The organism is Achromobacter marplatensis (assembly GCF_049060505.1).
Taxonomy (GTDB): Bacteria; Pseudomonadota; Gammaproteobacteria; order Burkholderiales; family Burkholderiaceae_B; genus Achromobacter; species Achromobacter marplatensis_A.
On the sequence record NZ_JBMGRB010000013.1, the window covers coordinates 109,870 to 123,197 of the forward strand.

The window sequence follows — 13,328 nt, forward strand, 5'->3', positions numbered from 1 at the left end:
TTGTCACGATCCAGGATTGTAAGAGAACTTCGCAAAACTCATAGCCCGTTTCTACGGGCCTTTTTTTGTCTATAGGGGACGCGATTGAACATCCAAGACTTCGACGCCCTCGCGGCAAAGTTCGCCGGCGTGCTGGGCGCGGCGGTATCCATGCGCTACCTGCAAGGTTTCTGGCCAGCACGCGTAAGCATGGCCGTCAGTGGGGCGCTGGTCGCCTACTACGTCTCTCCGTACCTGTCGTTAGTGCTGGGGATCCCGAGGGACTGGCCGGGTTCTTGATGGGCATGTTCGGCATGGCCATCGTCTCGCGCGCATGGGAAGCGGTACAGGCCGTGCCTATCCCTGCGCTCTGGCAGGCCGTCATCGACCGCGTTCGCGGCAAAGGGGCATGACCATGGACAGCATCATCTATCTCACGCTTTGGGCCGTGCTGGCGATGCCTCGCTCGCCGCGTCGGCCGCTTGCTACGTGGCCGCGGTGACGGCCAAGCGCATCAGGACACCGAAGCAATGAACGTTTCCGAAATCACCAAGACCGTCATCAAGCCGGCGCTGGCACTACTGCCCGCCAAGATGGACACGCCGGCTGCGCGCGTCAAGCTGCCGGCGATCGGTCTACAGGAAAGCCGGTTCCTGCACCGCCGGCGGATCGGTGACGGGCCTGCTCGCGGCCTGTGGCAGTTCGAACGCGGCGGAGGCGTGCGCGGTGTGCTGACCCACCCCGCCAGCCGCGAATATGCCTATCGCGTCTGCACGGTCCAGGGAGTTGGTCCCATTGCCGCGGCCGTTCATCCGGCGCTGGAGGTGGACGATGTGCTGGCGGCAAGCTTCGCGCGCCTGCTCATGTGGACCGATGCTCGGAACCTGCCGGCCGTGGGAGATGCCAAGGGCGGATGGGAACTGTATGCCCGCACTTGGCGGCCCGGAAAGCCTCATCCGCAGACCTGCTGCAACGGCTGGCTGAAATGCGTGGCCTGCCGCGATCTATTACCGTGGACAACGGGCCGGAGTTCGCCGGAAGAGCCTTGGATGCCTGGGCCTACCAAGCTGGCGTAAAGCTGTCGTTTATTCGACCGGACAAGCCGGTGGAGAACGCTTATATCGAAAGTTTCAACGGCAAGTTCCGGGACGAATGCCTTAACGAGCACTGGTTCTTGTCCCTGCGACAGGCCAAAGACTTGATCGAAAACTGGCGGGTCGAGTACAACACCGATCGGTGACCCTAACCCAGTTTTTAGTACCGATCTAAATTAGAGAAATCCGGCATGATTTCACCATATGGAATAGGAGCCATGCCGTGAAGAGATCGAAATACACCGAAGAGCAAATCGCCTTTGCGCTGAAGCAGGCCGAACTGGGAACGGCCGTACCCGAGGTCTGCCGCAAGATGGGCGTGAGCGAAGCGACCTTCTACAACTGGAAGAAGAAATTCGGCGGGCTTGGCCCCTCGGAGTTGCGACGGCTGCGCCAGCTTGAAGAGGAGTGCAATCGCCTTAAGCGCCTGGTCGCGGACCTGTCGCTGGACAAGGCAATGTTGCAGGACGTTCTGGCAAAAAAGCTCTGAAGCCTTCGCGGCGCCGCGTACTCGTGGATGATCTGATGAAGCGCTACGGCGTCGGCGTGACCAAGGCATGCGCCGCAGTCATGATTTCCCGGTCGTTGTATCGCTACGAATCGTGCCGACGAGACAGTGGCGCGCTGGTCATGCGAATCCACGAGATAGCGCATACGCGCGTTCACTACGGATACCGGCGTGTACACGTGATGCTGCGCCGCGAAGGCTATCGAGACAACCACAAACGGGTCTACCGTTTGTATCGAGAACAAGGCTTGTCGTTGCGGCACAAGCGCCCCAAGCGCAATAAGTCGGCGCAACGTCGCCAACCCAAAGCGGTCGCGCAAGCCATCAATGACATCTGGAGCATGGACTTCGTCATGGACCAATTGTTCGATGGTCGCCGCCTGCGTGCGTTGACTCTGGTCGACAATTACACCAGAGAGTGTCTGGCCATCGACATTGGGCAAAACCTGCGGGGTGGCGATGTGGTGGCGACGCTCGGGCGCGTATGCGCACTGCGTGGCTTGCCGCGCGTCATCAAAACCGATAACGGCAGCGAGTTCATCTCCAAAGCCATGGACAAATGGGCATACGAAAACGGGGTGGAAATCGACTTCAGCCGGCCCGGCAAGCCGACGGACAATGCGCAGTGCGAATCCTTCAATGGCCGCTTCCGTCAGGAATGCCTGAACAGCCACTGGTTCTTGTCATTTGCCGACGCCAAGGAGAAAATCGACGCCTGGCGGACGTACTATAACGAGGTTCGTCCCCACTCCGCGCTGAAGTGGCAGGCACCTGCTGAATACGCGCGCCAGCACTTGGCCAGCGGCCAAAGTACTAACCTCAATGAGCCGGAAATCTCTACTTCTGATCCGGACTAATTCGGGGTTAGGGTCACTAGCCGGAAATCTCTACTTCTGATCCGGACTAATTCGGGGTTAGGGTCAGTCTATTCCCGGCGTTTGAGTTGAGCACTGATCGAATCGGGGTCGACCCGGTTAGTGCCTCTTTGATAGGATTCCAGCCGCAGATTAAAGGGGAGTTGGCCCTTCGCTACAGCCGCTACGCCGAGTCGTTCTGAGCCTGCAAGACTTAGGTGGATGCCGTCAAAGTACGCTGATTGGTTGAGAAACCGGGGCGTACAGCTCCTCTCATCGCATAGATAGTCGCGCGCATCCAAAACAGTTACGTTGGGATATTTCCTTGCCATGGTTGAAAGAAATCGGTTGATGCTGACTTCAAACCCGACGTCTCTCTCTCGCTCCAAGTGGCAGTCTATGCCGGGGATCATGAGAGCCTTGCGGTCACACTGACGATCGAACGTGGGGAAAATTGGAATGTTTAGTGCCACGATTACCTGGCGAACACGTGCGCTCACCTCTGCCACGGTAGCTTCAATGTCCGAGCGTGCGTTGCCAGAGTCAATTCCGAACCAATGGCTGCCGAGGATGATAGTGTCGTAAGAGTCGAGATCCCTTTCAATGGCATCGTTGAAATCCGCGCAAGTCTGCCTAATCGCGGCGATTGTGTAGCTGCGTGAATTTTTGAATATGGGAGGGCAACTCGATACGGACGCATTTCGTATCGCGACGTGCTGCTGTTCAGCGACCGCCTTGAAGAATCCAACGAAATGCGCTGCGTGCGAGTCTCCCCATAGAAGGGTTTTAACAGGAGCGCTTTTGTCGCCCAGAATGCAGCGTGGCTCTCTTAGGACTACTGGAGCGAAGGTTGCCATCTGGCAATTGAAGGCGTAGTTTCCTGCGGGCTTTGTATCTTGGTCCAGAGCATTAAGCCTGGCTACGTAGTCGACTGGTTTGGCGAGAGTGCTGGCCCCACCCGTCATGAATACATAGAGCGACACTGAGGCGAGGAAGGCAGTAACTGCTGCGAACTTGAGTGATGGCCTCAAGAAAGTCACACTACGTGCTGTGCGAAATTTGCGTTCGACAAAAAAGTACGAGACCAGCGTCATGAACGCCATTAGAAGGACGCAGGTAATGTAGCCCTTGGGGGTTGGCGCACCGTACGCATAGCGGTAGAACGCCATGACTGGCCAGTGCCAGAGATACAAAGAGAACGAAACGAGGCCCACTGCGACGAGCGGGCGTAGGCCCAAGACGCGGCTTACCAATGTGGGCCGCGTCGTCCCGCCCAAAATCACTAAACCGGCGCCAAGGGTCGGTGGGACAGCAGCGTATCCGGGAAATCCGTTGCTTTCACTCAGAAAGACGACGGAGAACGCCACAAGTGCCGCGCCAATGATAGCCATGACTTCGGACAACGCATGGGGTAGACGGCCAACCCGGTTGACCGAAAAATATGTCAGCGCACCTATGATTAGCTCACCCGCTCGGGCGGGGAGCATGTAGTAGGAAAACGAGGGGTCAGTCTGTAGGAAAGCCTGCCCAACGTAAAAACTGGCCGCCATCATTACGACGAAGATGATGATTCGTGTGGCTGGTTTCGTCCAATGGAAGGCTGCCAATAGCACTAGAGGCCAAAACAGATAGAACTGCTCTTCCACGGCGAGGGACCATAGGTGCAAGAGCGGAATAGTCTCGGACGGGGCCGCAAAATAGCTGGTGTCCAGGAACTTCCAGAAGTAGAAATTTGCCGCGGAAATCGTGCTCAGACCGGCCGAGGCCGCGAGCGTGGTCGCATCAGCAGGCAACATGAAAATGGTGCCCATCAGGAGCGTGATGGCAATGCAGAAATACGCTGCGGGCAGGATTCGACGAGCGCGGGACAAATAAAAGTCCGCAAACGAAAACGACCCACTTTCGATCTTTCGCGACAGAATTCCTGTAATTAGAAATCCTGAAATTACGAAGAAGATATCGACTCCAACGAACCCGCCAGGCAGCCAGGATTTGTTTAGATGGAACACCACCACAGCGAGAACGGCGACTGCCCGAAGGCCGTCTATATCCGCTCGGTATCCCGGCTTTTCTTGTGGCAATGCCATTGCTGAATTTCTCCTGACTCTTCCAAAGGCTTTCGGGACGAGTGGTCACGATGACGGATTGTAAGAGAAGTCCGCGAAAGCCAAGTCAACCAGCCCGCTTCAGTGGTTTTTTTCGTCTATAGGGACGCGATGTTGTCGCTTCAAAGGAAATGCCATGACTGACGAACATCTGTCCGATGCGCTCATCAAGTCATTGCACGCGCGCGTCGTGCAAATGGAGCAAGACATGGCCCACAACGCGGAAGCAACCGCGCGGAATACGTCGACCATCGGAAATATCTTAAGTGGGTACGCAAGGCTCTTCCCGCAACGCCTGCATGAAGTCGTCGTAGATGCTTCCGGTGATGCCGGCCGGCCGCTTGAAGTCGCCAGACAGCTGGTAGGCGCGCCGCACGACCGAGCGCAGACGTTCGACTTCCCATAGAAGGGTGATCACGTCGGCGTTCCATGACTGGCGCTCACGGATGACGCGCAGCAAAGCCTCGCCAGCTTCCACGAAGGTCGAGAACGCGATGCCGGCCAGCGCGCTAGGTTCTGTTACAGTTCGAGACAAATGCCCACCGCAAGTAAACGAGGCAAAACCATGAACCAAGGTCATAGGGCCGCAGCGGCAAGGGGGGAGTGCGGAACCCGCCATACTTGACCGATATAACGGCGGTGCCGGTGCGGTACCAGATGGCAGCAACGTCGTTCCCGCTGCTCAGGCCGTCCACTACATTCGGCAAATCAGGTAGGCGCCCACCGTCGACCCTTCCAAGCGATCATCGCCTAGTCACCGTTTAGCGGGAGGGGCGACGGCTGAGGGCGAGCGGGGGCCGTGGCACTCGCCGCGGTTACAGATGCCTGACATCAATTTGAGCCTTCTGCCCCCAGGCTCTACTAACGCTCCTTAATAACAATTGAATCCAGGATTGTCGATGGCATCAGAGCGTCTATATCCCTTGCCGTTGACACTGGCGCTGGCTGCGATCGCGGTCTGTGGTGTCCATCCCGTTTTCGCGGCTGGCGCGGGCGGCACGGGAGCGGGTCCGACATCACCAGGGGGCGCGTCCCAAGGCGGGCCCTTGTCTCTGGGCGATGGCGGGGCGTACGGCAATCCAGGTAGAAACGGCAGAGCCTCTTCGCCAATCAGTGTCTGGGGCGGGTTCGTTGGGGATAGCGGGTTGGACGCTTGGGGTGCCGGCGAAGCGGGAGATCACGCGATGGTCACAGGCGGTTTCAGCACTGGTAGCGCCGTCGTCGTGAGTGGCGGAGGCGGCGGCGGCGGGGGAGGAGGCACGATTGATGCGACCGGTCTGCCGTCCTATAGCGCCAATCCGTTCGATGCCTGTGGCGGCGCCGGGGGGTTCGGACTTTCGGTCGAGGGTCCAGGCGGGCAGATCGAGAATCAGGGGGCGATCTGGGGTGGCGGGGGCGGCAGCGGGGGGAGATCACCTGCATGGACAATGGTCAGTCCAAGACGATTTCCGGTCGTGGGGGGGATGGCGGCATCGGGGTAGCGCTGATGAAGGACAACCAGCGCCTGACCAATACAGGCGACATTCGTGGCGGCAACGGTGGCGCCAGCGGCTCAATCGGGTCCACAGGCGTGGGTGGCGTCGGGGTGCGGGTGAGCGGCAACGGCAGTGTGGTGGTCCAGCACGGCACGATCATGGCCGGGGTCAGCGGGGACGGTAGCCGTGCGGAGGCGATCCTGATGTCCGGCAACGGCAATACCCTTGCGTTGGGACAAGGATCTGTCACGGCCGGCAACGTCGTGCTGTCTGGTACGGGCAACCGGCTGCAGTTCATCGGCGGATCGACCGCCACCGCCGCCATTGGTGGTAGCTTGAGTTTCGGTACAAGCGGGGTGTTTTCCGTGCGGGCCACGCCCACTGTTTTCGACAGGCTGGACGTCAGCGGGCGGGCGGTGCTGACGGGCGCCACGGTTCAGGTGCGGGCGCAGCCAGGCGCGTACAGCGAGCGGTTCAGCCAAGTCGTATTGACCGCGGCGGGCACTTTGGGAGGCTCGCGGTTTGCCAGCGCAACTAGCGACCTGGCCTACCTTACGCCGTCGCTGTCGTACTCGGCGGACGACAAAGCAGTTACTTTGACACTGAACCGCAAGATCACCCTGCCCGTCGATCCGGGCACCCCTGTTGATCCGAGCATCCCCGTCGATCCTGGCACCCCCGTTGACCCTGGCACTCCAGGCGATTCCGGAGTCATCGGTCCAGCGCCGGGCGGAGGTACCCTTTTGCGATTCGCGGATGTTGTGTCGGGAAAGAACGCACGGGCGGTGGCCAATGCAGTTGAAACGATGCATGCGTCAAACAGCCTCTATGGCGCGGCAATCAGCCTACCGGTTGGCGCTCCGCAAGGCTTCTTCTCGGCTCTTTCTGGCGAGGCGCATGCCACCGTGGCATCCGGCCTGAATAACCTCTCGGGCACGGTACGCAACACTCCGTTGGACCAGTTGCGTGGCAACCTGGCCGCCGGCAGCGCGGCTGGTGCGCCGACGGCGGCTGCAGGTGTCAGCGATGCGGCGCCGCCGGTCTCGGCATTGCCTGTATCGCAGGCACGTCCGGCCTGCGCTCAACTTGTAGGGAATTGGCAAAACACTGGCGCTACCGGGAACAACGCAGCGGCGCGCCAGCATACCGGTGGTGTGATTGCGGGTGCGGATCGAGGCTTCGGCGGCGGCTGGCGGCTTGGCGGCGCGGTGGGCTATACAGATTCTCGGCTGTCAGTGGACGACCGCGCGTCCCGGGCCGACATTTCCAGCTATAGCGCAATTCTGTACGGCGGCAAAGCCTTCGCCCTTGGCGCGGGGAAGCTCAACGTGCTGGCGGGCGCGGCATATTCCTGGCATGACATCCACACCCGTCGCCAGATCGGCTCGGGTGGGCTGGACCAGACTCTGACGGCGGACTACGACGGCAACACCACACAGGTCTTTACGGAGTTGGGCTACGCCGTCGGTGCAGTCAACGGCCTGACATTGGAACCCTACGCCGGCATCGCCTGGGCAGGCCAGCGCTTGCGCGGCTTCAGCGAGTCCGGCGGCAGCGCAGCCTTGTCGGGGGAGTCGAGCAAGAACGACACCACCACGACGACTCTCGGCCTGAGGGGCAAGCAGGCCGTGACGTTGGGTACGATGGCGGGCTCGGTGACGGCAGGCCTAGGATGGCGGCACGCGTTCGGCGATTTGACGCCGGTGTCGCGCTTGGCATTCGACGCGGGCCAGGCATTTACCGTTACTGGCGCGCCGATCAGCCGCGACGCGGCATTGGTGGAGCTGGGTGCCGACCTAGCCGTCAGTCGCGGCGCCACCATCGGCGTAGCCTACGCTGGTCAGTACGCCAGCGCCAACCAGGACCATACCGGACGCATAGAAGTGCGCTGGCAATTCTGAGCCTATAGCAGCCCTGATATCCGAGGTAGGTAGCGCTGTGTACTGCTGCTGACTCGTGCCCGAGCATTGCCCCGACCCGTGTAGAGGTTGACCTTGGCGTTAATCATGGCGCCGCTGCGCTATGCCGCAGGTCGTGAAAGCGCAGATGGCCAGTGCCTACAGTAGTAGTCTGGGCCCGCCATTCAAGGCTTCGCCAAAGGCGACCGTATTGCGGCCATCGAACAGGTTGGTGTTCCGCCTTTGTTGTTGATCGGAAGCTCGGGCCAAAATATCGGCAAATCAATATCAACCGCCAATCGGCTTACTGGTATTTTTTTGTTCGCCAAAAAAAACCGCCCATTTCGGGCGGTTATGCAGCACAGGGATCGCTTACGTTCTGGGGCGAGTGAAGAAGACCAGGGCGCCAAGGATGACGTCTCCGATCACCCACAGCGTAAGGACCATGAACGCGCCGATGCCGGTCCCGATGGTGGCCCCGGCGCGCCCTGCTTCAGACGTGGCCGACGAAATCTGTTCGCCCGCTGCTCCCATGCCCGTGACAAGCCAGAAGGCCATGAGGATGTTGAATGCGATGAAAAGTAGCTTGAACAGCTTGCCGATGAAACTACGTTTCGGTTTGCGCAACTGAAATCCACAGGAAGGGCATTTCAACGCTTGATCACTCACAGCGGTTTTGCATTCCCTACAAGCGATAAGTGCCATACCTCAAATCTCCTTCGTACTAGTTAAAATTAATAGAAACATTTAGTCATGAGCGAGCTAAATTTTTTTCTGCTACGACTTCACTACGCGTAAATCGCCTTTCGTAAGCCAAAAGGGCGCTGGGTTCTTAAGTGCTTTTAGTGTCGAGGCGGTTGGATCAACTCGCCAGCGATGATCATCCGAGCAGCCTCCAATATGCGCTAAGGAGGGTGGCGGTAACCCAATCCAGCGGCTGATCATTGCGTGACTGCAAGGGGACTTCAACCAGGGCCGCGCCGTCGGCGAACCAACGTGCGGACACCCCATAGGCATGCGCCAGCCGTGGGGTGAACGTTGACGGAAGATATGCGTCATTCTCCAACTCGGACAGCGTGGGCTGAGCCATCCGGCTTTTTGGCGGCGGCCTGTTTAAGTTTCGCTACTCGGCGAGCGGAGCGAAGGCGTTATCCAAATACCTGTATATCGGAATTCTGATACCCAGCGACATCGGATTGCCGATTAATATAGCATTGACTTGCTGATGTTGCATCGGACGCGCTGGAAAATTCGTCATTGAATCGATCGTCCCTTACTCGGCCATTGGCTGAGAATCTGCTGCATCATCGACGCTAAGATCGAGATCAGCCATTCCGACCCAAGAGCGCTGCCCAAAGAAATCAGGCATTCCGATCTGCGTGGGGCTCTGCCAAGCGAACAGTGAGATGGAAGCAGGCGTTATTGACCGGCTCGGTGCAACGGACGATAACCTCCGAAGCCGTCGCGTCAGGGCTATGGGAATAGAAGGGGTCGTCTCATTATTTACGTTGATCTGTCTCGGATACGCCGCTTATGTGCCGTATTAGCCGTCCTTGATTATCGCTCGCTAAGGGCTATGGAAGAATTCGGCACCGAACTATTCCTTTGAGACGAAATGATCCTCCTTGTGACGGCTAGCCCCGAACAGCTGCGGACAAACATCCTCGAGACCGTACGCAAACAAAGGCCTGAGGCATGGGAGGTGGCAGGAGGGCGGCTGGTGTTGTTGAACTGGCCTACTCGGCATCCGCGTATGACGCTCCTCCCTTTTGAGAATATTGAAAACAAGGTGCTTATGCTCCTCGTTAATCAATCGGATCCAACGATCCTGCATCTAGAATTGATGCGGGATCAAGTGCGGTTTGCTCGCTTTCTATCTACCCGCTTTCAGCTGGAGATAACGAGCGCGAAAGTGTCCTGTAGGAGCGTCCCAAAGGAGCGATGATGGAGCCATGGAATGAAGCTGGCATCCATCACCCGGAATTTGGAATGATTTTTGGATGTCATTCAGAGGCCTACCGTCGTTCGACAGGTTATGGACAGCGCTCGATTGGGCGCTGACTTCAGCCCTGCCGCACGATAGGAGTTCTCTCTTTTAGGGGGCATGCCCTGGCGCTGCTTATTGGACGTTTCCATCATTCCTAGCATGCCCGGCACGACTTGCTTACACAGCGCCTGATGCGCTAGGTGCCCAATGAAATTGCAGCCGAGGCTGCCACCGGGGCCGGCCGTTTGTGGCGGACAGATTTCAGCATGACTGGATGCGCGGGACTACGGCGAAAAGGCCTGTTTGGTTCTGCAAGCTCGCAGAAGCCGCCGCGACGGGGTTATCAGGCCGTTGTGGGCTTCCGCTTTCCCAGCATCGCGACTGATTGGCGCGTAGGGATCTTCATGGGCTAGGGCAACGGGCTTTCAATTTTCGTTTGAAAGTGCTTTCTCTTTTGGGGTGTGTAAAGCTCGCTTTTGTTCAGAGATACTGGGGACTCTCCATCACCGTTCAAATCCGAGTCATAGTTGCGACATGGGATATAAGGACACCGCTACAGAGGATCTTCATGCAGCTTGGACGTCTGATTGCCGTGTCGCTATTGAGCGCGGGGAGCACGACTCTGGCCACTCCTATCTCGGCTCAACAACCCGTCCGCAGCGCTGCGCTAGACGCTGCGGTATCCTCCAAAGACAAAGGCACCATGAGCAACCAAAAGCTCGTATCCATCGCTATTCTGAAGGCTAAACCCGGAAAGGCGGAAATTCTGAAATCAATGCTGCTTGCGTTGATAGAACCAACGCGTGCGGAGCCCGGGAATCTGGACTACGTGTTGTTCGAACTCACTGATCAGCCGGGAACGTTCTATATGCGCGAAGCTTTCGTCGATAAGGCTGCGTTGGATGCGCACTTCGCGACGTCCTACTTTCAAGCTTTTGAAGCCCAAATGGACAGCGTTTTGGCGGAGCCGATCCGGTTGCAGTTTCTGACGCAAGTCTCCTCCTGAAGCGGGGATTTCTTAATCTGCGCCCGGGCAGCCGCTGGCAATAGCGGCTGTTTCGCTCGGGATGCTTGCGGCGGCGTGAAGCGGGAATGCGGAAGGGCATCATTGCGAACCCTTACATTGCTGTTACGAATAAACGGCTAGGATTCCGTTATTCAAAAATTGGATGTCGAGTATGAATAGTGAGAAACCGTCACCCGAGCCGAATAAGCGGCGTTGGCCGTTCGGATATGGCGAGGAACGGGAATGTCAGGTGGGTGCGAACGCTTGAAGGGATGCTGCATTGCGGCGATGACGCCTAGCGCGGCGCCATACCCTTGCTGACCTTATCCGACACTTCCAGCAATGATGCGGTCATTCCGTCCCGTTCGTGGACACAGGGCTCATCCCGCAAGCCCTTCATGAAATCATCGTAGAGTTCACCGGTCACGCCGGCTGGCCGCTTCAGGTCGGCCGAGAGTTGATACGCGCGTAGCAGCACGGACCGGAGCCGCTTGACCTCCCATAGCAGAGCGATGACGTCGGCGTTCCAGGGCTGGCGCTCGCGGATGTTGCGTAGGTCGGCGTGGGTGAGGGGGGCTTTGAACGGCATGATGAAAAACACTGTTTGTATATACAGTATATTCCACAAAAAAACGGGGCCATTCCCTTTCTTTGGGATCCGGCAGGCGATGGGATAGCGCTGCCTGTCAGCGGTCCGTCGGCATTCGCGCAGTACGATTTGCGCATGGCTAAACCTTCATCCCGGCAGGCCCTGCTTTGGGTCGTCGCGGCCTGCTTTTTCATGCAGACGCTGGACACCACGATCGTCAACACGGCGCTGCCGTCCATGGCGCGCAGCCTGGGTGAGGACGTGCTTGCGCTCAAGCCCGTCGTGGTGGCGTACACATTGACAATGGCCATGCTGACGCCGGCCTCCGGCTGGTTGGCAGACCGGTACGGCACCCGCCGGGTGTACTTGGCGGCGATCTTGATATTCGCGGCAGGGTCGGTGTTTTGCGGCATGGCGCAGACCTTGACGCAGTTGACGATCGCGCGAGTGGTTCAAGGCGTGGGCGGTTCCATGCTGTTGCCGATTGGCCGTTTGGCGGTGCTGCGCACGGTGCCAGGCGATCAATACATCTCCGCTTTGGCTTTTGTGTCGATCGCGGGGCAGATCGGTCCTATTTTTGGCCCGACATTGGGCGGGTTGCTGGTGCAAGTGGCAAGCTGGCATTGGATCTTCATGATCAATGTGCCGATCGGAATTGCGGGCTTGCTCGCGGTGCGGAGATACTTGCCTGAAGACGCGTTGTCTGACGTGGCGCCGTTCGATGTGCTGGGCTGCACCTTGTTGTCGCTGTGCATGGTGTCGTTTTCGCTGGGGCTGGACCTGCCTGCGGGTGATGGGCGCATGGCCTGGTCGGCTGGCTTGTTCGCGCTTAGCGTGTTGACCGTACTGCTGTATGTGGTCCATGCCCGCAAGCGTCAAAATCCGCTCTTCCGGTTGCGGCTGTTTCGCGAACCCAATTTCAGTGTGGGACTGGTCGGAAATCTGGCCTGCCGCATCGGCAGCAGTGCCGTGCCGTTCCTGCTGCCGCTACTACTGCAATTGCAACTGGGCTATAGCCCGTTGCAGTCGGGGCTTATGATGCTGCCCGCCGCAATTGCCGGCACGATATCCAAGCCCTGGATTGCGCCCCTGGTGCGTCGATACGGATACGACACCTTTTTGCTGGTCAACACGCTGCTGGTAGGCGCGTCGATTGTTTCCTTCGCCGCGATTTCTGCCGGGTGGCCGCTCGCGCTCCAGGTGGCGCAGCTTGCGTTGTTTGGGGCGACCAATTCCATGCAGTTCGCGGCCATGAACAGCGTGACCTTGAAAGGTTTGAGCAAGCGGGACGCGGCTAGCGGCAACAGCTTGTTTTCGATGATCCAGATGTTGGCCATCGGGTTGGGCGTGACGATCGGGGGAGGCCTGGTCGGCATGTTCTCGGGCGAGAACCAGGCAGCCCTGGGCCGCGCATTCACGCTGAGCTTCGTCTGCGTGGGGGTGATTACGCTGTTGTCGGCCTGGGTGTTTCGCCGATTGGACATGTCGCAACTGGGGCGCCCCGCAGACAATCGACCGGCGGCCGGCTAGGCTTGCGGTATGCCGAACCTGGTGCGGAACGGGTCATGAACCTAAGCGGAAAATGCGCGGGACGCGCGAAAAACTAGCGTAGAAATGGAAGAGCGCCCCAGCTCAAGATGAGTCTGAGGCGCTCCTGCCCGGCTTCGCACGCGATGGGTGTCAGACAGCCCGGCAACTCCAATCTACTGCCGGGGTATGGTCTCGACAATAGGGAAAACCCTGAAAAATTAGCGGGTTACAAGATTTCCAGGTCGGGGGATTAATCCAGGAATGTCCTGTGGCATGAGGCTGCGCGACCGACTCTCTTGCCGC

The 13,328-nt window shown here is 58.7% G+C and carries 10 protein-coding genes and 1 pseudogene; 7 read left to right on the forward strand and 4 right to left on the reverse strand.

Translation table 11 applies throughout. The features are described 5' to 3' along the window. Positions 1-84: 84 nt before the first annotated feature. The 4 genes and pseudogenes from ACI0FO_RS26685 to ACI0FO_RS26700 all read left to right on the forward strand — a co-directional run bounded on the left by ACI0FO_RS26685 (position 85) and on the right by ACI0FO_RS26700 (position 2,438). Positions 85-279, forward strand: coding sequence for a hypothetical protein (locus ACI0FO_RS26685; protein WP_416031643.1), 195 nt, complete (start codon positions 85-87; stop codon positions 277-279). A gap of 230 nt (positions 280-509) precedes the next feature. Then, on the forward strand, positions 510-1,055 hold the full coding sequence (locus ACI0FO_RS26690) for a hypothetical protein (RefSeq protein ID WP_416031644.1): 546 nt from the start codon (positions 510-512) through the stop codon (positions 1,053-1,055). Beyond that, positions 947-1,216: pseudogene (locus tag ACI0FO_RS26695) on the forward strand (integrase core domain-containing protein); the annotation flags it as partial. The gene ACI0FO_RS26690 and the pseudogene ACI0FO_RS26695, both read left to right, overlap by 109 nt. Positions 1,217-1,296: 80 nt before the next feature. Then, positions 1,297-2,438, forward strand: a protein-coding gene (locus tag ACI0FO_RS26700) for an IS3 family transposase (protein ID WP_416031645.1) whose coding sequence is annotated in 2 segments (ribosomal slippage) — positions 1,297-1,549 and positions 1,549-2,438 — 1,143 coding nt in all. Because the reading frame shifts where the segments join, the coding sequence is not laid out codon by codon here. Between the two features lie 68 nt (positions 2,439-2,506). Here ACI0FO_RS26700 and ACI0FO_RS26705 read toward each other — a convergent pair. Further along, the gene (locus tag ACI0FO_RS26705) at positions 2,507-4,522 is read right to left on the reverse strand and encodes an acyltransferase family protein (protein WP_416031646.1); all 2,016 of its coding nucleotides are present in this window, start codon (positions 4,520-4,522) and stop codon (positions 2,507-2,509) included. A gap of 280 nt (positions 4,523-4,802) precedes the next feature. Further along, on the reverse strand, positions 4,803-5,018 hold the full coding sequence (locus ACI0FO_RS26710) for a hypothetical protein (protein ID WP_416031676.1): 216 nt from the start codon (positions 5,016-5,018) through the stop codon (positions 4,803-4,805). Positions 5,019-5,960: 942 nt separating this feature from the next. On the opposite strand from ACI0FO_RS26710, the gene ACI0FO_RS26715 reads away from it, so the two are divergent. Further along, positions 5,961-7,916: an autotransporter outer membrane beta-barrel domain-containing protein gene (locus ACI0FO_RS26715; protein WP_416031647.1), complete on the forward strand. Its 1,956-nt coding sequence runs from the start codon at positions 5,961-5,963 to the stop codon at positions 7,914-7,916. A 369-nt stretch (positions 7,917-8,285) separates the two neighbouring features. On the opposite strand, the gene ACI0FO_RS26720 is transcribed toward ACI0FO_RS26715, so the two are convergent. Next, entirely contained in the window at positions 8,286-8,618 is a 333-nt protein-coding gene (locus tag ACI0FO_RS26720; protein ID WP_416031648.1) for a hypothetical protein, read from the reverse strand. Between the two features lie 1,850 nt (positions 8,619-10,468). Here ACI0FO_RS26720 and ACI0FO_RS26725 point away from each other — a divergent pair. Next, positions 10,469-10,906 carry a putative quinol monooxygenase gene (locus ACI0FO_RS26725; protein ID WP_416031649.1) on the forward strand — a complete coding sequence of 146 codons (438 nt, stop codon included), beginning with the start codon at positions 10,469-10,471 and terminating at the stop codon, positions 10,904-10,906. 295 nt (positions 10,907-11,201) lie between these two features. Here ACI0FO_RS26725 and ACI0FO_RS26730 read toward each other — a convergent pair whose 3' ends face one another. Continuing rightward, positions 11,202-11,495: a hypothetical protein gene (locus ACI0FO_RS26730; protein ID WP_416031650.1), complete on the reverse strand. Its 294-nt coding sequence runs from the start codon at positions 11,493-11,495 to the stop codon at positions 11,202-11,204. Between the two features lie 135 nt (positions 11,496-11,630). Between ACI0FO_RS26730 and mdtD the strand changes: the two genes are divergently transcribed. Then, entirely contained in the window at positions 11,631-13,025 is a 1,395-nt protein-coding gene (gene mdtD, locus ACI0FO_RS26735; RefSeq protein ID WP_416031651.1) for a multidrug transporter subunit MdtD, read from the forward strand. Positions 13,026-13,328: the final 303 nt, after the last annotated feature.

What these genes read in the sequence shown, in the direction of transcription:
- ACI0FO_RS26715 (WP_416031647.1), top strand. Translation starts at nt 5,961, where the DNA reads ATGGACAATGGTCAGTCCAAGACGATTTCCGGTCGTGGGGGGGATGGC.
- ACI0FO_RS26725 (WP_416031649.1), top strand. Translation starts at nt 10,469, where the DNA reads ATGCAGCTTGGACGTCTGATTGCCGTGTCGCTATTGAGCGCGGGGAGC.
- ACI0FO_RS26720 (WP_416031648.1), bottom strand. Translation starts at nt 8,618, where the DNA reads ATGGCACTTATCGCTTGTAGGGAATGCAAAACCGCTGTGAGTGATCAA.
- ACI0FO_RS26705 (WP_416031646.1), bottom strand. Translation starts at nt 4,522, where the DNA reads ATGGCATTGCCACAAGAAAAGCCGGGATACCGAGCGGATATAGACGGC.
- ACI0FO_RS26730 (WP_416031650.1), bottom strand. Translation starts at nt 11,495, where the DNA reads ATGCCGTTCAAAGCCCCCCTCACCCACGCCGACCTACGCAACATCCGC.
- mdtD (WP_416031651.1), top strand. Translation starts at nt 11,631, where the DNA reads ATGGCTAAACCTTCATCCCGGCAGGCCCTGCTTTGGGTCGTCGCGGCC.
- ACI0FO_RS26690 (WP_416031644.1), top strand. Translation starts at nt 510, where the DNA reads ATGAACGTTTCCGAAATCACCAAGACCGTCATCAAGCCGGCGCTGGCA.